The 21,378-nt window shown below is 63.1% G+C and carries 23 protein-coding genes; 12 read left to right on the forward strand and 11 right to left on the reverse strand.

The genetic code is table 11. From position 1 onward, the window contains the following. Positions 1-4: 4 nt before the first annotated feature. The 3 genes from purB to NKI99_RS08855 form a co-directional block, all read right to left on the reverse strand. Positions 5-1,306 (reverse strand): adenylosuccinate lyase, encoded by a 1,302-nt coding sequence (gene purB / locus NKI99_RS08845; RefSeq protein WP_128303286.1) that lies wholly within the window; start codon positions 1,304-1,306, stop codon positions 5-7. A 59-nt stretch (positions 1,307-1,365) separates the two neighbouring features. Then, positions 1,366-1,779, reverse strand: a complete 414-nt coding sequence (locus NKI99_RS08850) for a hypothetical protein (RefSeq protein ID WP_128303287.1) — start codon at positions 1,777-1,779, stop codon at positions 1,366-1,368. A gap of 107 nt (positions 1,780-1,886) precedes the next feature. Beyond that, positions 1,887-2,612: a DUF2259 domain-containing protein gene (locus NKI99_RS08855; protein ID WP_128303288.1), complete on the reverse strand. Its 726-nt coding sequence runs from the start codon at positions 2,610-2,612 to the stop codon at positions 1,887-1,889. A 128-nt stretch (positions 2,613-2,740) separates the two neighbouring features. Between NKI99_RS08855 and NKI99_RS08860 the strand changes: the two genes are divergently transcribed. Beyond that, positions 2,741-2,995 carry a DUF2171 domain-containing protein gene (locus NKI99_RS08860; protein WP_352610574.1) on the forward strand — a complete coding sequence of 85 codons (255 nt, stop codon included), beginning with the start codon at positions 2,741-2,743 and terminating at the stop codon, positions 2,993-2,995. A gap of 9 nt (positions 2,996-3,004) precedes the next feature. Here NKI99_RS08860 and NKI99_RS08865 read toward each other — a convergent pair whose 3' ends face one another. Both NKI99_RS08865 and NKI99_RS08870 read right to left on the reverse strand, forming a co-directional pair. Then, on the reverse strand, positions 3,005-4,030 hold the full coding sequence (locus tag NKI99_RS08865; protein ID WP_352610575.1) for a P1 family peptidase: 1,026 nt from the start codon (positions 4,028-4,030) through the stop codon (positions 3,005-3,007). Next, positions 4,030-5,103 (reverse strand): branched-chain amino acid ABC transporter substrate-binding protein, encoded by a 1,074-nt coding sequence (locus NKI99_RS08870; RefSeq protein WP_352610577.1) that lies wholly within the window; start codon positions 5,101-5,103, stop codon positions 4,030-4,032. The genes NKI99_RS08865 and NKI99_RS08870 overlap by 1 nt, the downstream gene beginning before the upstream one ends. A 179-nt stretch (positions 5,104-5,282) precedes the next feature. Between NKI99_RS08870 and NKI99_RS08875 the strand changes: the two genes are divergently transcribed. The 7 genes from NKI99_RS08875 to NKI99_RS08905 all read left to right on the forward strand — a co-directional run bounded on the left by NKI99_RS08875 (position 5,283) and on the right by NKI99_RS08905 (position 11,954). Continuing rightward, positions 5,283-5,810, forward strand: a complete 528-nt coding sequence (locus NKI99_RS08875) for a flavin reductase (RefSeq protein WP_027036962.1) — start codon at positions 5,283-5,285, stop codon at positions 5,808-5,810. Next, a complete protein-coding gene (locus NKI99_RS08880) occupies positions 5,807-6,736 on the forward strand; it encodes an AAA family ATPase (protein ID WP_352440161.1) in 930 nt (309 codons plus the stop codon). The genes NKI99_RS08875 and NKI99_RS08880 overlap by 4 nt, the downstream gene beginning before the upstream one ends. A 3-nt stretch (positions 6,737-6,739) precedes the next feature. Further along, entirely contained in the window at positions 6,740-7,984 is a 1,245-nt protein-coding gene (locus NKI99_RS08885; RefSeq protein ID WP_352610579.1) for a vWA domain-containing protein, read from the forward strand. A gap of 60 nt (positions 7,985-8,044) precedes the next feature. Then, positions 8,045-8,383, forward strand: coding sequence for an XdhC family protein (locus tag NKI99_RS08890; RefSeq protein ID WP_128303293.1), 339 nt, complete (start codon positions 8,045-8,047; stop codon positions 8,381-8,383). Positions 8,384-8,448: 65 nt separating this feature from the next. Continuing rightward, on the forward strand, positions 8,449-9,186 hold the full coding sequence (locus NKI99_RS08895) for an XdhC family protein (protein WP_352610581.1): 738 nt from the start codon (positions 8,449-8,451) through the stop codon (positions 9,184-9,186). A 66-nt stretch (positions 9,187-9,252) separates the two neighbouring features. Continuing rightward, positions 9,253-10,863 carry an NTP transferase domain-containing protein gene (locus NKI99_RS08900; protein ID WP_352610583.1) on the forward strand — a complete coding sequence of 537 codons (1,611 nt, stop codon included), beginning with the start codon at positions 9,253-9,255 and terminating at the stop codon, positions 10,861-10,863. 239 nt (positions 10,864-11,102) lie between these two features. After that, the gene (locus NKI99_RS08905; RefSeq protein WP_352610585.1) at positions 11,103-11,954 is read left to right on the forward strand and encodes an alpha/beta hydrolase family protein; all 852 of its coding nucleotides are present in this window, start codon (positions 11,103-11,105) and stop codon (positions 11,952-11,954) included. Positions 11,955-11,982: 28 nt separating this feature from the next. Here the strand turns inward: NKI99_RS08905 and NKI99_RS08910 are convergent, their stop codons facing one another. After that, positions 11,983-13,035 carry a DUF1176 domain-containing protein gene (locus tag NKI99_RS08910; RefSeq protein ID WP_023810359.1) on the reverse strand — a complete coding sequence of 351 codons (1,053 nt, stop codon included), beginning with the start codon at positions 13,033-13,035 and terminating at the stop codon, positions 11,983-11,985. 138 nt (positions 13,036-13,173) lie between these two features. On the opposite strand from NKI99_RS08910, the gene NKI99_RS08915 reads away from it, so the two are divergent. Then, positions 13,174-13,680 (forward strand): DUF1993 domain-containing protein, encoded by a 507-nt coding sequence (locus NKI99_RS08915; RefSeq protein WP_023810360.1) that lies wholly within the window; start codon positions 13,174-13,176, stop codon positions 13,678-13,680. A gap of 61 nt (positions 13,681-13,741) precedes the next feature. Here the strand turns inward: NKI99_RS08915 and NKI99_RS08920 are convergent, their stop codons facing one another. Further along, positions 13,742-13,906, reverse strand: coding sequence for a hypothetical protein (locus NKI99_RS08920; RefSeq protein WP_023810361.1), 165 nt, complete (start codon positions 13,904-13,906; stop codon positions 13,742-13,744). A 412-nt stretch (positions 13,907-14,318) separates the two neighbouring features. Here NKI99_RS08920 and NKI99_RS08925 point away from each other — a divergent pair, with 412 nt between their 5' ends. The 3 genes from NKI99_RS08925 (at position 14,319) to NKI99_RS08935 (ending at position 17,276) form a co-directional block, all read left to right on the forward strand. Continuing rightward, the gene (locus NKI99_RS08925; protein WP_023810362.1) at positions 14,319-14,774 is read left to right on the forward strand and encodes a hypothetical protein; all 456 of its coding nucleotides are present in this window, start codon (positions 14,319-14,321) and stop codon (positions 14,772-14,774) included. A gap of 115 nt (positions 14,775-14,889) precedes the next feature. Further along, the gene (locus tag NKI99_RS08930; RefSeq protein WP_128303300.1) at positions 14,890-15,957 is read left to right on the forward strand and encodes an aldo/keto reductase; all 1,068 of its coding nucleotides are present in this window, start codon (positions 14,890-14,892) and stop codon (positions 15,955-15,957) included. 53 nt (positions 15,958-16,010) lie between these two features. After that, entirely contained in the window at positions 16,011-17,276 is a 1,266-nt protein-coding gene (locus NKI99_RS08935; RefSeq protein ID WP_352440169.1) for a cysteine desulfurase-like protein, read from the forward strand. A 15-nt stretch (positions 17,277-17,291) separates the two neighbouring features. On the opposite strand, the gene NKI99_RS08940 is transcribed toward NKI99_RS08935, so the two are convergent. The 4 genes from NKI99_RS08940 to NKI99_RS08955 all read right to left on the reverse strand — a co-directional run bounded on the left by NKI99_RS08940 (position 17,292) and on the right by NKI99_RS08955 (position 21,378). After that, on the reverse strand, positions 17,292-18,320 hold the full coding sequence (locus NKI99_RS08940) for a histone deacetylase family protein (RefSeq protein WP_128303302.1): 1,029 nt from the start codon (positions 18,318-18,320) through the stop codon (positions 17,292-17,294). Further along, positions 18,317-18,832, reverse strand: a complete 516-nt coding sequence (locus NKI99_RS08945) for a GNAT family N-acetyltransferase (protein ID WP_031212950.1) — start codon at positions 18,830-18,832, stop codon at positions 18,317-18,319. Before NKI99_RS08945 ends, NKI99_RS08940 begins: the two co-directional genes overlap by 4 nt. A gap of 226 nt (positions 18,833-19,058) precedes the next feature. Next, complete coding sequence (gene kce, locus NKI99_RS08950) at positions 19,059-19,988, reverse strand: 3,5-dioxohexanoate:acetyl-CoA acetone transferase (RefSeq protein WP_023810367.1); 930 nt, start codon at positions 19,986-19,988, stop codon at positions 19,059-19,061. A 10-nt stretch (positions 19,989-19,998) separates the two neighbouring features. Continuing rightward, positions 19,999-21,378: an aminotransferase family protein gene (locus NKI99_RS08955; RefSeq protein ID WP_352610587.1), complete on the reverse strand. Its 1,380-nt coding sequence runs from the start codon at positions 21,376-21,378 to the stop codon at positions 19,999-20,001.

Genomic DNA, 21,378 nt, shown 5'->3' on the forward strand with positions numbered 1-21,378 from the left:
AATCCTATCCGAACACCCGCTTGAAGATCGTGTCGACATGCTTGGTGTGATAGCCCAGGTCGAATTTCTCGCGGATCTCGGCTTCCGGCAGCGCTGCGGTCACTTCCTTGTCGGACAGTAATTCCTCAAGAAAATCAGCGCCTTGCTCCCACACTCTCATGGCGTTGCGCTGCACCAGCCGGTAGGAGTCTTCGCGCGACAGGCCCGCCTGCGTCAGCGCCAGCATGACGCGCTGCGAATGCACGAGGCCGCGGAACTTGTTCATGTTCTTCAGCATGTTGTCGGGATAGACGAGCAGCTTGTCGATGACGCCGGTCAGCCGTGACAGCGCGAAATCGAGCGTCACGGTGGCGTCCGGGCCGATCATGCGCTCGACCGAGGAGTGCGAGATGTCGCGCTCGTGCCAGAGCGCCACATTCTCCATCGCCGGCAGCGCCATCGAACGCACCATGCGGGCAAGGCCGGTGAGGTTCTCGGTCAGCACCGGGTTGCGCTTGTGCGGCATGGCCGACGAGCCTTTCTGGCCCGGCGAAAAATACTCTTCCGCTTCCAGCACTTCGGTGCGCTGCAAATGCCGGATCTCGATCGACAGCCGCTCGACCGACGAGGCGATGACGCCGAGCGTGGCAAAGAACATCGCGTGACGGTCGCGCGGGATCACTTGCGTCGAAACCGGCTCGGGCTTCAGGCCGAGCTTCGCCGCCACATGTTCCTCGACATAGGGGTCGATGTTGGCGAAGGTGCCGACCGCCCCGGAGATCGCACAGGTGGCGATGTCCTCCCGCGCGTGCACCAACCGCTCGCGGCAGCGCGAGAACTCGGCATAGGCCTGCGCCAGCTTGACGCCGAAGGTGGTCGGCTCGGCATGGATGCCATGGCTGCGGCCGATGGTGACCGTGTCCTTGTGCTCGAAGGCGCGGCGCTTGAGCGCTGCAAGCAGACCATCGATGTCGGCGAGCAGGATGTCGCTGGCGCGGGTAAGCTGCACCGCAAAGCAGGTGTCGAGAACGTCGGACGAGGTCATGCCCTGATGGATGAAGCGGGCGTCCGGCCCGACGAATTCGGCAAGATGGGTGAGGAAGGCGATCACGTCATGCTTGGTAACGCGCTCGATCTCGTCGATCGCCTCGACATCGAATTTTGCCGCCCCGCCCTTTTCCCAGATGGTTTTTGCCGCTTCCCTGGGGATGACGCCGAGTTCGGCCAGCGCGTCGCATGCATAGGCTTCGATCTCGAACCAGATGCGGAACCGGGTTTCTGGCGACCAGATGGCGACCATTTCCGGCCGGGAATAGCGAGGGATCATCGGTCAGTCCTGACATATCGAGAAGTTTGCCCGCGTCCTAACAGAGGCGAGCAAAATGCTCAACGCCGCTGGCGCGCAAACCAGACGCCCGCGGCAAACAGAGCGATGAAACCAACTGGAAAATAGAGCCGGATGCCCAGCACCACGAACTGATAAAGCGCAATCAACGTCGTGAAGACGAACTGGAGGACCCAGGTGCGGGTGAAAGCAGGCGCATGCCACTCGGCATAGTAGGAGCGGTACTGCAGGGCAAACAGCCCGGCGGTCAGGCCGATCGTCGCCGCGGCTAGGCACACGAAGGCCGCGGCAAAGGCGACTTCCCAGCGTCTTCCCTGCGAAACCAGCCGCGCCGCGAACAGGCCGATAGGAAAGGCCAGCGCAGCTCCCACCGCGAACAGTACGGTGACAATGCGGATTTTCGCCGGCGTCTCCCAGTCGTCCAACAACAGGGTGACGAGCGCACTGGCGCCCATCGTCGTGGCCCATAGCAAGGCGCCATAAAACGCAGTGCGCGGCGTCGGTATAGCGCGGCGAAGGCGGTTCAGCGAACGATCGCGCGGGGCGGGTGGGACAAGCGGTGTCACAGGCGGCCGGTCACCGCGATCCAGCGAAAGTCCGGGCCTTCAAAGCCGTACTGGCGCACCGCGATCAGCACGGCATAGGCGCTGAGACTGTCCATCGAAAAGGTCTGCACGGCGCCGATGCGGTAGCCGTTCGGGCAACCCCGGCTTTTCGGTATCGCCTTATCCTCGTGCAGCAGCTTGGTGGTGCCACCATCCTGCGCCTCGATGCGCAGCAGCCGGAAGCCGTTGATCTCGCCCTGGCTCTCGCAGCCCTTGGTGTTGTTCATGCCGATCTCGTCGAGCCGGAACTCGAGCGGTGGGTCGACCGGCGAAAAGATCGGGCGCGGATTGACCGCCATCCGGTGCGGATCCGCCGAAAGCTCGGTCACCGGGTTGAAACCCGCGGTGATGCCGCGATTGGCGCTCAGCTCGGCCTGACTGACAATGGCTTCGCCTTTTTGCCGGGCCTGAAGGCGCGCCGCATCCAGTTTGGCATTCTCGTCCTCAAGCCGGACCCGGATCGGCGTGCCCTTGAGAAAGCTGTCGGTGCTGGTGTCGATGTAGTAGCGGTTGGCATAGGGAAAACCCGATCCATCCTGCACGCCATATTCCTCGAAAGCAAAGACGCTGCCGTCCTTGGTGAAGCCGAGGATTTCAAGTTCGGCGACATCGCCGGCATGAGCCGCGATCGAGGTGGCAAACTGTGCAAGCAGGCCAACGGCAAACAGAAAGAGCATTCGCATCGGTCTTCACCCCCGTGATCGTCTCAATCCCCTAGCACGCCGAAATCAAAACGTCGTGCGGTGCGAAAGCCGATGCATCCAATCGGCCCGTCATTTGTTATGGTCGGCAGTCCCAATGGAGAACCACCATGACCGGCACCAGCAAAATTCGCGAGCATATGGAAGTTGTCGGCGCCGACGGCGTGCATGTCGGCACTGTCGACAAGGTCGATGGCCAGCGCATCAAGCTGACCAAGGCCGATAGCGGCGAGGGCGCTCACAAGGGCCATCATCACTATATTCCCCTGAGCCTGATTGCCGAAGTCGACGGGAAGAAGGTCTGGCTGTCGGCGAATTCCGATGTTGCGGTGACGTTCGAGGAAGAAAAGTCCGATCGGGTCTGATTGATCGCTTCACCTCAGGCGTGACGACCAGACCGGAAACAGATCGTTTTCGGCAGGCGTTGCCGCATAGACGCCGCGACTGATGGCGCGCGCCATGGTGGCGCCGGCGGCGGCGTAGAGATCGATTGCCGCATCGGCGGAGAGTTCGATACCGCTCGTGCCGGTCGCCAGCGCGAACACAAGATCGCCATCGGCCGGTGTGTGCGTCGGCCATATGGCGCGCACGAACCCGTCATGCGCCGATATCGCCAGGCGCTTGGCGGCAGCTTTTGTGAGCACCGCATCGGTGGCAATGACGGCGATGGTGGTGTTGCCGCCGGTCTCCATCTGCCTGCCAACATGCTTGTTGCGGTGTTTCAAAAGAATCTGTTTCGCATCGTCCGGCATCGGCGTGGGGTAACCAAGCCCGCCGAATTCGCCGCCGATCTCGAACGGTGCTGCCCAGAAATGGCGGGTTCGGCTGACGGTTACCGAGCCCGTCGGATTGACGGCGGCCAGCGCGCCGATGGTGACGCCGCTATCCAGCAGCGTCGAGGCGGAGCCGAGGCCGCCCTTTAGCCCCGAGGTCAGCGCACCGGTGCCGGCACCGATCGTGCCGAGTTGGAAATCGGCGGTGGCGGTTTGCGCCGCCTCATAGCCAAGCTCACGGTAGGGCGGATAACGGCCCCAATCCTTGTCGCCGCCATTGCGCAGGTCGAACAGGATCGCCGACGGCACGATCGGCACGCGAAAGCCACCGACCTCGATGCCGATGCCGCGTTCGCGCAACGCCGCCTGCACGCCGGATGCCGCGTCGAGGCCGAAAGCCGAACCGCCTGAAAGCACCACGGCGTGCACCACATCGACCGAATTGTGCGGTTCGAGCAGGTCTGTCTCGCGCGTGCCCGGCGCGCCGCCCAGGATCTGAACGCCAGCCACTGTCGGCGTGTCGCAAAGCACGGTCGTGACGCCGGACTTCAGGCTGGCGTCGGACGCATTGCCGACGCGCAGGCCGGCAACGTCGGTGATCAGGTTGCGTGGGCCGGTGCGAAACATCAGTTGCTTTCCAAGGGCGCAAAGCGCGTGCCGTCGAAACGGAAGACGCGGTAAGGGCTCTGGCTGAGGTCGCCTTTGGCATCAAAGCGGATCGGCCCGATCGCCGTGGTGAAATCCTGTCCGGTCAGGGCTTCAGCCAATGGCTTGCCCGAGCTTTCGGACAAGCTTGATGCCGCCTTGGCGATTTCGACCGCGGCGTAGGCGGGCAGCGCATAGCCGTCGGGCACGATCTTCCTAGCGTCAAATGCCGCCAGCACTTTTGGATCGGCGACATCGGCCCATTCAGGCGGTGCGATCATCAGCGTGCCCACGGCATAGGGCACGTCGCCCGGCGGTGTGCGGAGATTTTCGCCGCCGGCAAAGACGATGCCAGCCTGAAGCTGTGCGGCATCGCGGCCCATGATGGCGATGTCGTCGCCGTCGCCGCCAGCAAAGACATGCGTCGCGCCGGCCTTCTTCAGCCGGCCGATCATGCCGATCTGGTTGTCGAGCTGTGGCCGGAACGTGTCTGTGAATACCGGCCTCAGCGCTGCCTGTTCGGCCGCTGCCCGCAACGTCTCGGCGATCTCACGGCCGTAGATGGTGCCGTCGTCGATGATGGCGAACAGCTCGTTCTGCCACAGATGGGTAAGGGCGGAGGCGACGGTGTTGCGCTCATCGTCGCCGCGTGGCCCGAGGCGATAGACCGGCCAGCCGGTCTTGGCGCGGCGGTCGGTCAGACTTTCGGTTCGCACGCCAACGGTGATGGCCGGAATGTTGGCGTCCTTGAGGATAGGCATCGCCGCTTCGATCGCTTCGGTGCAGAGAAAGCCGACCACGATGTTGACCTTGGCGGCTGCGAATTCCCTGGCCGCGGCAGCGCCACCATCGGCGGTGCAGGCGTCATCCACCGTCTTCAGTTCGATGCCGTTCGCTTCGGCCGCCAGGCCGGTCCCGGCCTCGATCTGCTTGCCGAGAATGGCAGATGGTCCCGATAGCGGTGCCGCGACGCCGACGAGCAGCGTCTGGGCATCCGCGGCACTGGCCAGAAACAGCCAGAACAGCGCCGCTATTGTTCTTGTCCTGGGTCGCATTCGAGCGATGGGTCCCTCCGTGCCGGCTCTATGCTCCCGGCACTATTGCCGCCAAGACCTAAAGGCTGCCCGGCCTTGGTGCAACACGCGAATTTCGGGATATGGCTCAGGCACTTCGCTTGTGGCGGGCTATGTCTGGCCATATATGTCGGTAGGATCCTGACCATGGAAAATTTACGGTGCTGAAGAAGAACGACATTGGGCCGCAGGCCTATCGCGATGCGATGAGCCACTTTGCCGGCCACGTCCATGTGGTCACCACCGACGGGCCGGCCGGCAAGCGCGGCACGACGGTGATCGCCGCCTGTTCGGTGTCGGACACGCCGCCGACCATCCTGGTCTGTCTCAACCGCGAAAATGCCAAGAATGAGCTGTTCGTGAAAAACGGCAGGTTTGCCCTGAACACGCTGGCCTCGCACCAGGAGCCGCTGTCGGTCGGCTTTTCCGGCATCACCGGCCTGCCGGTCGAGGAACGTTTCGCGCTTGGCGAATGGGATGTGATCTCCACCGGCGCGCCGACCCTGAAAGGCGCGCTTGCCGTGTTCGACTGCGAATTGATCGACACCAAGGATCTGGCCACCCATCGTGTGCTTTTTGGCAAGGTGACAGGTCTGCGTATGGGCGATAATTTGCGGCCGCTGATCTATCACGCCCGCGGCTACCACGTACTGGAAAGCGGAGCGGCGGCGTTCACGGAGAAAGAATGACCGAGCTGAAACCGCGCGCCGCGCCACGGACGATCGACGAGACGCTCGATCTCCTGACCGGTGCGGACTATGTGGCGGACCGGTCGCTGGCGACCGTGCTGTTCCTGTCGTTGCGTATGAAGCGGCCGCTTTTCCTCGAGGGCGAGGCCGGCGTCGGCAAGACCGAGATCGCCAAGGTGTTGGCACAGGCGCTCGGCCGCCGGCTGATCCGCCTGCAGTGCTATGAAGGCCTCGACGTCTCGTCCGCCGTCTATGAGTGGAACTACGCCGCGCAGATGATCGAGATCCGCATGGAGGAGGCGGCCGGCGAGGTCGAGCGCTCCGCCATGGAGCGCAACGTCTTTTCCGAAAAATACCTGATCCGCCGCCCGGTGCTCGATGCGCTGACCGGAAAGACGGGCGCTGCCCCGGTTTTCCTGATCGATGAGCTCGACCGCACCGACGAGGCCTTCGAGGCCTTCCTGCTCGAAATCCTGTCCGATTTCCAGGTGACGGTGCCCGAACTCGGCACCATCAAGGCGGAAGAACCACCGATCGTCATCATCACCACCAATCGCACCCGCGAAATCCACGATGCGCTGAAGCGGCGCTGCCTTTATCACTGGGTCGACTATCCCAATGCCGAGCGCGAGCTGGAGATCGTGCGCCGCAAGGTGCCGCAGGCCAACCAGCGCCTTTCGGCCGAAGTGGTCTCCTTCATCCAGAAGCTGCGCCAGATCGAGCTGTTCAAGGTGCCGGGCGTCGCCGAAACCATCGACTGGGCCGGCGCGCTGACCGAGCTCGACAAGGTGGCGCTCGATCCTGAAACCGTCTCCGACACGATCGGCGTGCTGTTGAAATACCAGGACGACATTGCCCGCATCGAACAGGGCGAAGGCCGGCGCATCCTCAACGAGGTGAAGGCCGAGCTTTCGGCGGCGGAGTAGGCGATGCTACGCCCCGAGCCAAAAGAGGCCATGCCGCACGGGCGAATCGCCGACAACATCGTCTATTTTGCCCGCACCTTGCGCAAGGCGGGCATGCGGGTCGGGCCGGCCTCGGTCAAGGACGCCATCGAGGCGGTGCTCGCCGCGGGCATTGGTTCGCGCGACGATTTCTACTGGACGCTGCACGCCGTGCTGGTGTCGCGGCATGAGGATCACGCCATTTTCGACGAAGCCTTCCGGCTGTTCTGGAAGTCGCGCGAACTGATCGAAAAGATGCTGGCTATGTTTTCGCCGGTGGCACCCGACACCAGGGAAAAGCAGAAGCCACGCGCCGCTGAAAACCGGGTCAGCCAGGCGATGTTCGAGGGCCACCAGAAGAACCAGCCGCCACAGGAAATTCCCGAGATCGAGGTCGACGCCCGCTTCACCTTTTCCGGCAACGAGGTGCTGCGGGCCAAGGATTTTGCCCAGATGAACGCCGCCGAGATGGCCGACGCCAAGAAGGCGATCGCGCAGTTGCGGTTGCCTTTCGACATGGTGCGGACCCGGCGCTTCAAGGCCGATGCGCATGGCCGCCGCATCGATCCGCGCGCCATGATGCGTTCGGCTGCGCGCACCGGCGGCGAGCTGATTCTGCCGAAGTTCCGTTCGCCGCGCGAGGTTCACCCGCCGCTGGTGGTGCTGGCCGATATTTCCGGCTCGATGAGCCAGTACACGCGCATCTTCCTGCATTTCCTGCATGCGCTGACTGAAAAAAGGCGTCGCGTGCACACCTTCGTCTTCGGCACCCGGCTCACCAACCTGACCCGGCAGATGCGCCATCGCGACCCGGATGCAGCCCTTGCCGACTGTTCGGCGGCGGTCAGGGACTGGTCGGGCGGCACCCGCATCGGTGACACGCTGGCCGAATTCAACCTGGTATGGTCGCGGCGTGTGCTGGGGCAGGGCGCGGTCGTGCTTCTGATCACCGACGGGCTGGAGCGCGACGATGTCGCCGGCCTGTCAGAAGAAATGGAACGCCTGCACAAATCCTGCCGGCGTCTGATCTGGCTGAACCCGTTGCTGCGCTTCGACGGCTTCCAGGCGCGCGCCCGCGGCGTCAAGACGATGCTGCCGCATGTCGACGAGTTCCGCTCGGTGCACAATCTCGACGCGCTCGCCGATCTCTGCGCGTCGCTGGACAAGAAGTCGGCACAATCCGTCGATCCGCGCCGATGGCTGGAAGCTGGCGCGAGGCACGCCGCATAACCATATCTTTCCCATCCGGAAAACAGATCCCGAGAAAAACAGACTTCTGGAGAAACGGTCATGGAAAACAGCATTTATCTGGATGAGGCCCGCGACCCGCTGATCATTGCGGAGGGCTGGATGAAGGACGGCAAGGACGTGGCCATCGCGACTGTGGTCGAGACCTGGGGTTCGGCGCCCCGACCCATAGGCAGCCATCTGGTCATTGATGCCGACGGCAATTTCCACGGCTCCGTTTCCGGCGGCTGCGTCGAAGGCGCTGTGGTCAGCGAGGCCATCGACGTCATCGACAGCGGCAAGGCCAGGATGCTGGAGTTCGGTGTTGCCGATGAAACCGCATGGCAGGTCGGCTTGTCCTGTGGCGGTCGCATCAAGGTGTACGTGGAAAGACTGGGCTAGAGCATGATCCCAAAAAGTGGGACCCGGTTTTTGGACAAGATCATGCTCGGACAAGAGATTTCCTGATGGATCCCTACGCCTTAAAAACTTTGAACGCCGAACGACGCGCTCGCCGTGCGGCGATCCTTGTCACCGATCTCGGTGACGGCCGCGACCGGATCGTGCGCGAGGGCGATCAGGTCGCCGGCGATCTTGGCGCCGCGATCGCCAGGGCGTTTCGCACAGGCAACTCCGGTTCGGTCGAAGCCGAGGGGCGGAATTTCTTTCTCAACGCGCATCTGCCGCAGCCGCGTCTGGTCGTGATTGGCGCTGTCCATATCAGCCAGGCGCTGGCGCCGATGGCCAGGATTGCCGGCTATCCCGTCGAGATCATCGACCCCCGCACCGCTTTCGCCACGCCGGACCGCTTTCCCGATGTGGCGCTTCATGCCGAATGGCCGGAGGATGTGCTGAAGCGCCAGCCGCTCGACAGCTACACCGCACTTGCCGCCGTCACCCATGACCCGAAGGTCGATGATTTCGCCCTGAAGGCCGCGCTCGACGCCAACTGTTTCTATGTCGGGGCGCTCGGTAGCAGGAAGACGCATGCCAAGCGGGTCGAACGCCTGCTGGCGCTGGGCGCGAGCGCCGATCAGATCGCCCGTATCCATGCGCCGATCGGGCTGGATATTGGTGCTGCCAGTCCGGCCGAGATCGCCGTTGCGGTGCTGGCCCAGGCGATCCATGCCTTCCGCTCGCGCGGTTTCGATGCCTCCGCATCGGCTCCAAAATCGAAATCGATTTTGGAAAAGCACGATGCGTAGATTCAAAGTAGTAGAGCGTCCTTTGCGCGTCCAAAAGGACGCGCGGCGCTCTACGGGCGCTGCGGCGTGAAATTCGGCCCGATCCCGATCGAGACCGCGGAAGGCGCGGTGCTGGCGCACTCCACCACCGCTGGTGAACGCCGCTTCCGCAAGGCGCACAGGCTCAGCGCCGAAGATGTGGCGCTGCTGCGGGCCGCCGGCATTTCGCAGGTCGTTGCAGCCGTGCTGGCTGCCGACGACCTCGGCGAGGATGCCGCCGCGCAGGAAATAGCTGAGAGCATGACCTTTCGCGGGATCGAGGCCAGGCCTGCCGCGACCGGGCGGGTCAACCTCCATGCCAAGGCGCCGGGCATCTTCACGGTCGATGCCGCTGCCATCGACGCCATCAATGCCATCGATCCCGCCATCACCATCGCCACGCTGGCGCAGCATGCGCCGGTCGAGAAAGGCCAGATGGTCGCGACGGTGAAGATCATTCCCTTCGCGGTCAGTTCAGCGCTGGTCGACGCCGCGACAAAAATTTGCGCCGGTGGTGAGATCTTTGCCGTCAACGCCTACCAGCCGGTGCGTGTCGGCGTCATCCAGACGGTTCTGCCGGGCATCAAGCCGAGTGTGCTGGACAAGACGTTGCGCGTCACCGAAGCGCGGCTGGCGCGCACCGGCGGCAGGCTGACGGCGGAGCGCCGCACGCCGCATGAGATCGCGTCGGTGGCGGAAGCCGCGGCCTCGCTGGCGCGCGACAACGACATGGTGGTGATCTTCGGCGCCTCGGCGATGAGCGATTTCGCCGATGTCGTTCCCGCCGCGATCGAGAAGGCGGGTGGTACTGTCATCCGCGCCGGCATGCCGGTCGATCCCGGCAATCTGCTGGTGTTGGGTATGCTCGACGGCAAGCGCGTCATCGGCGCTCCCGGCTGCGCCCGCAGCCCCAAGGAAAACGGCTTCGACTGGGTGCTCGACAGGCTGATCGCCGGTCTCGACGTGACCGCCAAGGATATTGCCGGCATGGGAGTAGGCGGGCTGCTAATGGAAATCCCGACGCGGCCGCAGCCGCGCGAACCGCTGCCGGCCATGAGCCAGCTCAAGGTCGGGATCGTGCTGCTGGCGGCGGGCCGGTCGAGCCGCATGGGTGGACCGAACAAGCTTTTGGCGCTGTTCGACGGCAAGCCGCTGGTGCGCCGCACCGCCGAGCGGGCGCTCGGCTCGAAGGCGTCTGGAACGATTGTCGTCACCGGCCATCAGCGCGAGCGGGTGCGCACGGCGCTGGCCGGCCTCGACGTGACCTTCGCCGACAATCCGGATTTTACCGAGGGCCTGTCCACCTCGCTGAAAGCCGGCATTGCCTATCTGCCGGGAGACGCCGCCGGTGTGATGATCGTTCTCGGCGACATGCCGGGTATCGCGTCCGACGACCTCGACAGGTTGATCGATACATTCCGCAAGGCCGGCGGCAATGCGGTGGTCCGTGCCTCGCATGACGGCAAGCGCGGCAACCCGGTGCTTTTGCCGCGCTCGCTGTTTCCGGCGATCGCCCATCTGGAAGGCGACACCGGTGCACGCCATCTGGTCGAGACCGAAGGGCTCGATGTCATCGATGTCGAGATCGGCGCGGCGGCGTCTGTCGATGTCGACACGCGCGAGGCGCTGGAAGGCGCTGGCGGCGTGCTGCAGGATTGACAAACCCAAGCCTAAAAACGCATGCCAGAGGGATGACTTCATCTTCCATGTTGGCGCTTTTACCCCCCTCTGGCCTGCCGGCCATCTCCCCCTCAAGGGGGGAGATTGGCAGCTTTGACGGCAGCTCACGTCCCGAAACCTTGGAGATTGGTGAAAGCAGAAGGCGCATCCAATCTCCCCCCTTGAGGGGGAGATGGCCGGCAGGCCAGAGGGGGGCGTGCCGCGCTTTCCTCACGGCAATGCTTTTCTTGTTTTCTTCAGCTGCCCACGCTGCCGCTCTCGAACTAAAACCCTTCAAGGACGATCTCTTCGCCTATCCGGCCACGCTGTCGTCCGACACCAATGGCGCCTATACCGTCATCGACTACCGCGAGATGCGCGATATCAACCAGCGTGACCAGGTGCCGGAGCGCCGGGTAAACGCCCAATACACCGACACCGGCGTCCGCAAGATGCAGCAGGATCTGTTGCTGAAAACCGATGCTGGCGATGTCAGGCATGTCGCCGTCGGTAAGACCGAGGGCGCCGGCATCATCGTGCTTTACCTGCACGGGCAGGGCGGCAGCCGCAAGCAAGGCGTCGACGACTTCACCTTCGGCGGCAATTTCAACCGGCTCAAGAACCTGATGGCCGGCAATGGCGGCCTCTATCTCAGCCCGGATTTTGCCGATTTCGGCGACAAGGGAGCAGCGCAGGTGGCAGCGCTGATCGGTCACTATGCCGAACAATCGCCAGGCGCGAAGATCTTCGTCGCCTGCGGCTCGATGGGCGGCGCGCTGTGCTGGAAGCTTGCCGCGCGCAAGGACATGGGCGGCCGCATCAGCGGCCTGCTGCTGCTCGGCTCGCTGTGGGATGAGAGCTTCTTCGCCAGCCCTGCTTTCAAGCGCCGGGTGCCGGTCTTTTTCGGCCAGGGCAGTCACGACGTGGTCTTCCCCGTGGCAAATCAGGAAGCATTCTTTCGCTCGATCCTGGCCAAATCGAAGACTTACCCGACCCATTTCGTTCGTTTCGAGACAGGCACCCATGGCACGCCGATCCGCATGACCGACTGGCGCGGCACGCTCAACTGGATGCTGTCGAAGGCGCCCTGATCGATCAGCCTGCAAGCTCGTGTGAGGCTCAGGGCGCGGTGTTGTAGTCGACGACAGTCTCGGGGTTTTGCTCCCCGTCATAGGACGCATCGACGTCGTACTGGACCAGCGAGAAATTGCCGTTGCGAAACAGGTACGTCCCCGCGTCGGACGCATCGCCGATGCCGCGCCACTTGTTGAACGTGGTGATCGTGTGGGCGGCTTCGTCATAGTCGGAATTGACTGCCCAGCCGGACGTCTGGAAACCGACGATGGTCATGCCCAGCAATTTGCCGTTGCTGTCATTGTTCTCGTAGCGGATATCCATCTTGGGTTCGGCGAACTGCAATTGCTGCACGCCCGATGTCTCGTCGGTCATGTAGTAGACCGAGCTTTCATTGTAGGCGGCGGCCGAGCAGGAAAAATGGAACAGTCGCGTTTCCTTGTCGGGGTCGCCAGGCTGCGCATCCTTGTCCTTGTATTTGATCGAAAAAACGGTCGGATCATTGGCGAGGAACTGCTTGTCGCACTGGTCGCCATAGGTTGCCAGAAAGGCCTTCTTGGCCTGCTCCAGTGCGGTGTCTTTCTTTGGCGGTGGCGGGCCATCGCCGCAGCTTGGCGGCAGCGCCTCCTCGAAATCGGCAGTGGAGGGCTTCAGTGCCCCTTTCTCGATGTGGATCGGATCGAAGGGTGGCTCCACTTGTGTCTGGGCATTCACCTGGCGCAGCGTGTAGCACCCGGCAAAGACCTTTTTGCCGCCGCTCTTGTCGGTGGCGCGGACGGCGACGGGGACGTTGTAGAAAATGCTGCCGGCCGCACCTTCGTCGGAAACAGCCCCGGTCTCGACCTCGACCTTGTCGGTGCCATCAAAACCCTTGACGAAACTGTCGAAATCCTTTGCCGGCTTTGTATCGCCGAAATAACCCCAGGCGCGGGCGAATTCGTGCCGGCTGATGGCGCTGTAGAGCGAACGCACAACCGCATCGGCGCTAGACCGGTCGTCGACATAGGGCGTTTCGGGGGCATCGTCGGCCGCCAATAGCGTCTGGCCGATCGGGACAAGGGAGAGAAAGGCAGTCGCTGCGAAAAGGGCGCGTCTCATCGGGAACCTCCGCTCGATGGGGAGATTCTACTCTGGCGATTGCGGCAACGTGGTGACGCAGGCTCGGCGGTCTTGAAGAATCGCGCGCGAAGGCGCTACGTCGCGTCCGCCGGCGTTCGGCCGGGCAGGAGATTTGACGTGACGATATCGATGTATGAGGCCTCCGTGCCTGTGTTTTCAGCCAGGCTGAAAGCGCTTTCCAATGTGCTGGCGACCGCCGAACAGAATGCGCTTGATCGCAAGATCGATCCGCAGGTGTTTTTGACCTCTCGGCTGGCGCCCGACATGTACGCACTGACCCGGCAGGTGCAGATCGCTACCGATCACGCCAAGGGCGCGCCGTCGCGGCTCGCCGGGCGTGAGGTGCCGAAATATGAGGACAACGAGGCGAGTTTTGCCGATGTCCAGGCGCGCGTCACCAAGACCCTGGACCTTCTGGAGACCTTTTCGGCCGCCGAGTTCGACGGTTCGGATGACAAGGTCATCGAACTGAAGCTTGGCCAGCGCGAGATTTCGATGCCCGGCACGCAGTATCTGCTGCATGTGGCCATGCCCAATTTCTATTTCCACCTGACCACCGCTTACGACATCCTTCGCCACAATGGCGTGCCGCTGGGCAAGGCGACATTCCTGGGAGCGCGCTAGAGGATTAGGGTCTTCGAGATGTCCCGGACTGATCCGGGACATCTGACGACTCCGATGACAGTCAGCGAATGGACATTTCGCGGGCGATGCGGGGGAAGTCGGCCGGCTTGATACCGATGTCGGCGCGGTCGGCATTGCTCATCGAATGAAGCAGCGCGAGCGCCGAGCGGTATCTCAGATGTTCCTGCGGCCGAGGCCGGGCGAACATTTCAGTGAAGAAACCCATGATTCAAGCCCCAAATTGGTCCTCCACGCCAGCCAATATAGGTGAATCGTGACAATTGTGCAGTGCAGCATTTGCATACCTGCCATGTCTTGGCGAATTTTTGCCTTGGCGAATCTTTCGCCATTTTCTGCAACCCGGTGAAACTTTTGGCCGACGCGCACCGTAGCCTCGAATGCTGGCTACATGGCCGGTTTTTCCTCGCCACTCCTGGCGAATTCCGGACTGCGTGAAAATGCAGTCCGGCTTTTGTTTTTGGGATTGCGGTGGGTCAAGCGGTAGACGAGGCGAAGGCTAAATTCGTTAAGATCGGTGCCATGCATTTTTAACGAGCCGGTTCTATGCTTTGATACCCGAAGGGTCGGGCGAGGGGGAGGCTGACATCGCTACTGGCGCCAAGCGGGATTTCGCTTCGTTGCTCGACGACCTCTTCATCGCCCCCGACAAGAATGGCGAGGGCGAAGAGGCCGGCGCTCGTCCATCCATCCCGTTCGACTATCTTTCGGTGGCCGATGAACTCCATTCCGGCCGCATCAAGGTTTCCGCTGCCGAATATCGCGAGGCGGGCGCGGATCTGGCGACGGAATTCGCCGCCTTGCTCGATCATGCCAAGCTGGCTCTCGCCGGCGAAGAGCCAAAGCCCGAGGAAAAGCTGCCGCCGATCGATCCCGAAGCCATCGCCATGGAACTCGGCCTCAATCAGCCCAAGCAGGTCGCCGATTTCGGTCGCATGCGCCGCAGCTTTGCCTTTGCCAACCATCCCGACCGTGTCGCCCCGCATCTGCGCCAGCGCGCCATGATCCGCATGCAAGTGGCCAACATGCTGATCGACGAGGCCAAGCGCCGTGCATTGGCAGGTGCTCGCCGCTAACCCGGCTGGTTCACGCAAAAGTCGCTCTGGCGAGGCTTGGAGAGCGGCTCTGCTTTGCCTATAGATGCGGCTTCCTCCGCGCAGTCGCGCCAGCCTTCCTCCGGAGCCGAATTCCATGCACAAGCGTCGTCTCGGTCGGACCGATCTTCTTGTTACCCAGATCTGCCTGGGCTCCATGACCTGGGGCCAGCAGAACACCGAGGCCGAAGGCCACGCCCAGATGGACCTGGCGTTCTCGCGCGGCGTCAATTTCATCGATACCGCCGAGCTCTACCCGATCCCGCCCAAGGCGGAGACGCAAGGGTGGACCGAAAAGATCATCGGCAGCTGGATGAAAGCCAAGGGCAACCGCGACAAGGTAATCCTTGCCTCGAAGGTCGTCGGCCGCACGGCCAACAGCTGGTTTCGCGGCGACAGGCCGTCGCAACTGGTGCGCGCCGATATCTTTGACGCCATCGACAAGTCGCTGGCCAAGCTCGGCACCGACTATATCGACCTCTATCAGATCCACTGGCCGGAGCGGGATATCCCCTGGGGCGCCAACCCGACGCGCGTCGGCGCCGTGTCGCCGCGCGCCGATTCCGTCGGCGCACCGGCCGACGAAACGCCGGTCGCCGAGACGCTTGCCGTGTTCGACGAACTGGTGAAGGCAGGAAAGATACGCCATTTCGGCCTGTCGAACGAGAGTTCCTGGGGCGTGATGCGGTTCCTTGCCGAAGCCGACAAGGACATCGGCCCGCGCGTCGCGTCGATCCAGAACGCCTACAATCTCGTCAACCGCACCTTCGAGGTGAACCTCGCCGAGGTCTGCGAGCGCGAGCAAGTGTCGCTGCTGCCCTATTCGCCGCTGGCACAGGGATACCTGACTGGCAAATACGACCATGGCGCGCGGCCTCAGGGCTCGCGCACGCAGCTATTCAACCGCGGCCAGCGCTACGAGACGCCAGGTGCTGCCGAAGCACAACTTGAATACAATGAGCTGGCGCGCTCCTTTGACCTGGAGCCGGCACTGTTTGCCAATGCCTATGTCTCAAGCCGGCCGTTCGTAACCTCCAACATCGTCGGCGCAACGACGCTTTCGCAGCTCGACATGGCGCTGTCTTCCGTCGATGTCGTCTGGACCGAAGAAATGCAGAAGGCGGTGGATGCGATCCATCAGCGGGTCGGTAATCCCTGTCCTTGAACGGGGATTGGCCGCTGGCCGAATCCAATGATTACAATGGGAGAAGGGCAACAATGAATTTTCCGATCGAGCTGGTCCGCGAAAGATTTCCCGCTCTCTCCCTGACCGACAAGGGCCGTCGCCGCATCTATCTCGACAATCCGGCCGGCACGCAGGTGCCGCAAGTCGTCGCAGACGCCGTGTCGCGCTGTCTTTTGACCACCAACGCCAACCTTGGCGGCTATTTCGAAACGACGATTGCCGCGCAGGCCGTCGTCGATGAGGCGCATCGGGCAATGGCCGATTTCCTTGGTGCGGCGAGCCCGGAAGAAATCATCATCGGCGCCAACATGACGACGCTGACCTATCACATGTCGCGCACGCTCGGCCGCACGATGAAGCCCGGCGACGAGATCATCCTCACCCGCATGGACCATGAGGGCAATGTGTCGCCCTGGCTGCAGCTGGCCGAGGATCTCGGCCTCGTCGTGCGCTGGCTGCCGTTCGACGAAAAGAGCTGGCAGGTCGAAGAGGCGACGCTCGCCGGGTTGCTATCCGACAGGACCCGGCTGGTCGCGTTGAACTATGCCAGCAACCTGACTGGTTCCATCAACCGGGTGAAGGCGCTGAGCGCCATCGCCAGGAACGCCGGCGCGCTGGTCTATGTCGATGCCGTGCAGTTCGCCCCGCACGGCCTGATCGACGTTCAGGAGCTCGGCTGCGATTTCTTGATCTGTTCGGCCTACAAATTCTTCGGCCCGCATATGGGCATTTTGTGGGGCCAGCATGATGTCATCGATGATCTGAAACCCTACAAGTGCCGCTGTTCATCCAACGGCCTGCCGGAGCGGTTCGAGCTGGGCACGCCGCAGATCGAACTGATGGCCGGCCTCACGGCCGCGGTCGATTACTTCGCCGACCTTGGCGCGGCAGCGGGCGAGGGTGGATCGCGAAGGCAGAAGATCGCCAAGGCGTTCGCGGTGTCGATCGCCTATGAAAACCCGCTGGCGCAACAGCTGATCGACGGTCTGTCCGATATCGAGGGTCTGACCATCCACGGCATCACCGATCCGAAGCGGATTGGCGAGCGCGTGCCGACGGTGTCCTTCACCGTCGACGGCATCGTGCCGGAGACGATCGTACGGCAGATGAACGCCGAGAACATCTTCCTGTGGTCGGGGCACAACTATGCCTGGGAGATCGTCCATCAACTCGGCATCCCGGCCGAGTATGGCGTCGTGCGCATCGGCATCGCTCACTACAACACATCTGCCGAAATCGACGAGACGCTGGAGAGCGTGCACCGGGTCATCGCCATGCTCAGGCAGCAGCGCTCCTGACACTGGCTTGAGTACTCACCGCATCTTGCCGCCGAAGCCGGTGAGGAACGCGGTGAGATTGTCGCCGAGTTCGTCGCAGAGGTAGCCGCCCTCCTGGACGATGACCGTCGGCAGGTCGAGCTTTGCGATGGCCTCGCCGATGCGCGAGAAACCCGGCGTCGTCACCGAAAGTCCGCCGAACGGATCGCCCTCGAACGCATCGAGCCCGAGCGCCACGACCAGCGCGTCGGGCGAAAAGGCACGGATGCGCTGGAACGCTACCTCGAGCGCTTCGAGAAACGCCGCGTCGGCGGATTTGCGTGGCAGCGGCAGGTTGAAATTGTAGCCGAGGCCTGGCCCTTCGCCGCGCTCGTCGGCATGGCCCCAGAAGAACGGGTAGAAACGCACGGGATCGGCATGCAGCGAGACGGTCAGCACATCCGGTCGTGCATAGAAGATGCCTTGCGTGCCGTTGCCGTGATGCAGGTCGACATCGAGGATCGCCACCCGTGCGGCCTGTTTACGCAGAGCCTGTGCGGCGACGGCCGAATTGTTGATGAAACAGAAGCCGCCGGCGACATCGGCAAAGGCGTGGTGACCGGGCGGGCGGCATAGCGCGTAGGCGGCCGGTACGCCTGACATCACCGCCTCGGCCGCATCGACCGCGCTCCAGACGCTCCACAGCGCGCTTTGCCAAGTCTCGCCCGAGATCGGGCAAGCAGTATCGGCCATGTGGTAGCCGGCCTGCCCGACTGCCGAGGCCGGGTAGGAGCCGTTGCGCGCGATCGGATGGATGTTGGGGATCACTTCGGCCGAAGCGCCCTCGATGCGCTGCCAGCGCGCGTAGATATGCTCGAGGAAATCCAGATATTCGGGCGTATGCACAGCCGCGACCGGGCCGAGCCCATGATCCCGAGACCGCTCGATCGTGCAACCGGCGGATAATGCGCCGGCTAACAATCTTTCGACGCGCTCCGGCTTTTCCGGATTGGGCTGCGCCGCACCGCTTGACAGAAAGGCCTTGGGGTCGTGACGCTTCTGTTCCTCGGCGTAGAAGGCTTTCATTCCTGCTCCTCATTCTCGGCCGTGTCGGCGAAGGCAAAGAAGGCATCGCCGATGATCTTCTGGGTCTGTTCGTAGCTCGACCAGGCGATGCCCAGCCTTTCATAAAAGGCCTTGGCGCCCTCATTGTCGGTGTCGACGGATAGCCTCAGATACACGCCGCCTTCTTTCCGGCACTGCGCCGCAACGTGCCGCAGCAGCCGCTCGCCGATCTTGCGGCCACGAAAACGATCCTCGACATAGAGGTCTTGCACATAGACGCCAGGCCGCCCCATCCAGGTCGAAAAGATCGGGAAATGCAGGCAGAGCCCGGCAAATTCGCCGCCGACTTCGGCGATCAGGGTGGAGAAGGATGGCTTTTCACCAAAGCCGTAAGTTCTGAGATCGTCCGGTGTCGAAATGATCTCCTCGGGCGCGCCGATATGGGTGCCGAGTTTCAGGATCGCCGCGTGGATCGTTTCGACGTCGTCGAGAGTGCCGAGTCGAAGGAGGATATTGGGCGGGGGGACAATCATCGGAGGTTCGGTGCCCAGGCACCCCCCTCTGTCCTGCCGGACATCCCCCCCGCAAGGAGGGAGATTGGCAGTTTTGATACTACCGCCCATCCTGCAACGTTGGAAGTTAGCGAAAGCCGAAATGACATCCGATCTCCCCCCTTGCGGGGGAGATGTCCGGCAGGACAGAGGGGGGTGCGAAGGAACGCAATCATTTCAGATTGTCTCCCTTTCAAACGCCAGCATCTCAAAACGCCACCCGGTCGCCGCCCTTGAGCGCCAGCATGTCGCGCGCTTCGGTGGGGGTTGCAACCTCCAGCGACAGCCCATCGAGAATGCCACGGATGCGGCGCACCTGATCGGCATTGGATTTCGCCAGCTGGCGGCCGTCATAGAGACTGTCCTCCAGCCCGACGCGGACATTGCCGCCCATGGCCGCGGCGATCGAGATCAGCGGCATCTGCTGGCGGCCGGCGGCCAGCACCGAGAACTGGTAGCTGTCGCCGAACAATTTGTCGGCGATCCGCTTCATGTGGACGAGATTGTCCGGGTCGGCGCCGATGCCGCCCAGAATGCCCAGCACGAACTGGATGAACAATGGGCCAGACACCAGCCCCCGGTCGCGGAAATGCGCCAATGAGTAGAGATGGCCGACATCGTAGCATTCGAATTCGAAGCGCGTGCCGCAGCCCTTGCCCAGTCTTTCCAGCACCCCTTCCATGTCGGCGAAGGTGTTCTTGAAGATCGTGTCGCGGGTGGCTTCCAGCAGCTTCGGTTCCCACTCGTGCTGCCATTCCCTCGGCTTGTCGAGCATCGGGAACAGCGCGAAATTCATCGAACCCATGTTGAGCGAGCACATTTCGGGTTCGGCTCTGAGCGGTGCCGCCAGCCGCTGGTCCAAGGTCATCAGCGACGAGCCGCCGGTGGTGATGTTGATCACTGCATCGGTCGCCTGTTTGATGCGCGGCAGGAACTGCATGTAGACGTCCGGATCGGCGGTCGGGCGGCCGTCACTCGGATCGCGGGCGTGCAGATGCAGAATCGAGGCACCGGCTTCGGCCGCCGCGATCGCCTCCGCTGCGATCTGGTCCGGCGTCACCGGCAGATAGGGCGACATCGACGGCGTGTGCACCGAGCCGGTGACAGCGCAGGTGACGATGACTTTTCTAGGCGCCATCTTTGTCGCCTCAGCCTTCGACCGGTAGGTCGAGTTCGGAGGCCAGAACGTCCAGCGAGTCGCCGATGATGGAGACGATCTCGCCGACCTGCTCCCTGGTGACGATCATCGGCGGCGCGACCATGAAATTGTCGCCGTCGACGCCGCCCTTGACCCTGCGGCCATAGATGATCAGCCCGCGCTCATAGGCGAGGTCGAGCAGCCGTTGCGTGGCTTTCTTGGTCTGGTCGATCGGCCTCAGCGTCTCGGGATCGGCAACCATCTGGGCGCCGGTGAGCAGGCCCTTGCCACGCATATCGGCGATGAACGGAAACCGCTTCGCCAGCCCCTTCAGCCCGTCCATCAGCACGTCGCCCATGGCGGCCGCATTGGCGATCAGGTCGAGCCGGTCCATTTCACCGAGCACGGCAAGCCCGGCGGCGCAGGCCAGCGGATTGCCAGCATAGGTGTGGCCGTGCTGGAAGCCGCCGGAGTCAAGCAGCGGCTGCACCAGCCGCATCGGGGCGGCGAGCGCGCCAAGCGGCGCATAGCCCGAACCCAGCCCCTTCGACAGCGCAACGATGTCGGGCTTGCAGTTCCAGTGGTCGCCGCCGAGGAATTTGCCGGTGCGGCCGGCGCCGCTCATCACTTCATCGTGGATGAGCAGGATGCCGTAGCGGTCGCAGATCTCGCGGATGCGCGGATAGTAGCTGTCGGGCGCCACCAGCGCTGCGGTCGCAGCGCCACCGATCGGTTCCATGATGAAGGCGACCACGCTCTCCGGCCCTTCGGCCAGGATCTTCTCCTCCAGCATGTCGGCATAGCGGATGCCGCGCTGTTCCATCGAAAGATTGTCGCGGTCGTGCCAGGCGTTCGGCGCCGGCACGGTCGGCATCACCCGCATCATCGGCTCGAAAGTTTCGGCCAGCGCATCGTCGCCGGTAATCGACAGCGAACCCAGCGTGCCGCCATGATAGGAGGGGAAGCGCGTGATCACCTTCCAGCGGCTGGCCTGGCCGGTGGCGACAGCCCATTGCCGCGCCAGCTTGATGCAGGATTCCGTCGCCTCCGAGCCGCCCGAGACGAAGAAGATACGGTCCATGCCTTCCGGCAGCTTGCCGGCCAGCTCACGTGCCAGTTCTTCGGCCGGCTCGTTCTCGAAATGCAGCCGATAGGCGAAGGTGGCGCGGTCCATCTGCCGCTTCATGGCATCCAGCACGTTGCGGTTGGAATGGCCGATATTGGCGACCATCGGGCCGCTCGAGCCGTCGATAAAGCGGCGGCCGTCCTGCGTCCACATATAGATGCCCTCGGCACGGTCGATCAGCGGCCGGCGCAGGCTGGACAGATAGAACAGATGCGAGTCTCGCCGGACTTCGGTTTCTTCAACGGCGGATTGGATTTTCGACAT

Source organism: Mesorhizobium sp. M0239 (assembly GCF_040321815.1).
GTDB lineage: Bacteria > Pseudomonadota > Alphaproteobacteria > Rhizobiales > Rhizobiaceae > Mesorhizobium.

Bases quoted from the DNA above. Each gene is read 5' to 3' on its own strand.
- NKI99_RS08885 (WP_352610579.1), top strand. From the start codon at position 6,740: ATGCTACGCCCCGAGCCAAAAGAGGCCATGCCGCACGGGCGAATCGCC.
- NKI99_RS08930 (WP_128303300.1), top strand. From the start codon at position 14,890: ATGCACAAGCGTCGTCTCGGTCGGACCGATCTTCTTGTTACCCAGATC.
- purB (WP_128303286.1), bottom strand. From the start codon at position 1,306: ATGATCCCTCGCTATTCCCGGCCGGAAATGGTCGCCATCTGGTCGCCA.
- NKI99_RS08850 (WP_128303287.1), bottom strand. From the start codon at position 1,779: ATGGGCGCCAGTGCGCTCGTCACCCTGTTGTTGGACGACTGGGAGACG.
- NKI99_RS08905 (WP_352610585.1), top strand. From the start codon at position 11,103: ATGCTTTTCTTGTTTTCTTCAGCTGCCCACGCTGCCGCTCTCGAACTA.
- NKI99_RS08880 (WP_352440161.1), top strand. From the start codon at position 5,807: ATGACCGAGCTGAAACCGCGCGCCGCGCCACGGACGATCGACGAGACG.
- NKI99_RS08865 (WP_352610575.1), bottom strand. From the start codon at position 4,030: ATGTTTCGCACCGGCCCACGCAACCTGATCACCGACGTTGCCGGCCTG.
- NKI99_RS08935 (WP_352440169.1), top strand. From the start codon at position 16,011: ATGAATTTTCCGATCGAGCTGGTCCGCGAAAGATTTCCCGCTCTCTCC.
- NKI99_RS08890 (WP_128303293.1), top strand. From the start codon at position 8,045: ATGGAAAACAGCATTTATCTGGATGAGGCCCGCGACCCGCTGATCATT.
- NKI99_RS08860 (WP_352610574.1), top strand. From the start codon at position 2,741: ATGACCGGCACCAGCAAAATTCGCGAGCATATGGAAGTTGTCGGCGCC.
- NKI99_RS08955 (WP_352610587.1), bottom strand. From the start codon at position 21,378: ATGTCGAAAATCCAATCCGCCGTTGAAGAAACCGAAGTCCGGCGAGAC.
- NKI99_RS08920 (WP_023810361.1), bottom strand. From the start codon at position 13,906: ATGGGTTTCTTCACTGAAATGTTCGCCCGGCCTCGGCCGCAGGAACAT.
- NKI99_RS08910 (WP_023810359.1), bottom strand. From the start codon at position 13,035: ATGAGACGCGCCCTTTTCGCAGCGACTGCCTTTCTCTCCCTTGTCCCG.
- NKI99_RS08870 (WP_352610577.1), bottom strand. From the start codon at position 5,103: ATGCGACCCAGGACAAGAACAATAGCGGCGCTGTTCTGGCTGTTTCTG.
- NKI99_RS08895 (WP_352610581.1), top strand. From the start codon at position 8,449: ATGGATCCCTACGCCTTAAAAACTTTGAACGCCGAACGACGCGCTCGC.
- NKI99_RS08940 (WP_128303302.1), bottom strand. From the start codon at position 18,320: ATGAAAGCCTTCTACGCCGAGGAACAGAAGCGTCACGACCCCAAGGCC.
- kce (WP_023810367.1), bottom strand. From the start codon at position 19,988: ATGGCGCCTAGAAAAGTCATCGTCACCTGCGCTGTCACCGGCTCGGTG.
- NKI99_RS08945 (WP_031212950.1), bottom strand. From the start codon at position 18,832: ATGATTGTCCCCCCGCCCAATATCCTCCTTCGACTCGGCACTCTCGAC.
- NKI99_RS08855 (WP_128303288.1), bottom strand. From the start codon at position 2,612: ATGCGAATGCTCTTTCTGTTTGCCGTTGGCCTGCTTGCACAGTTTGCC.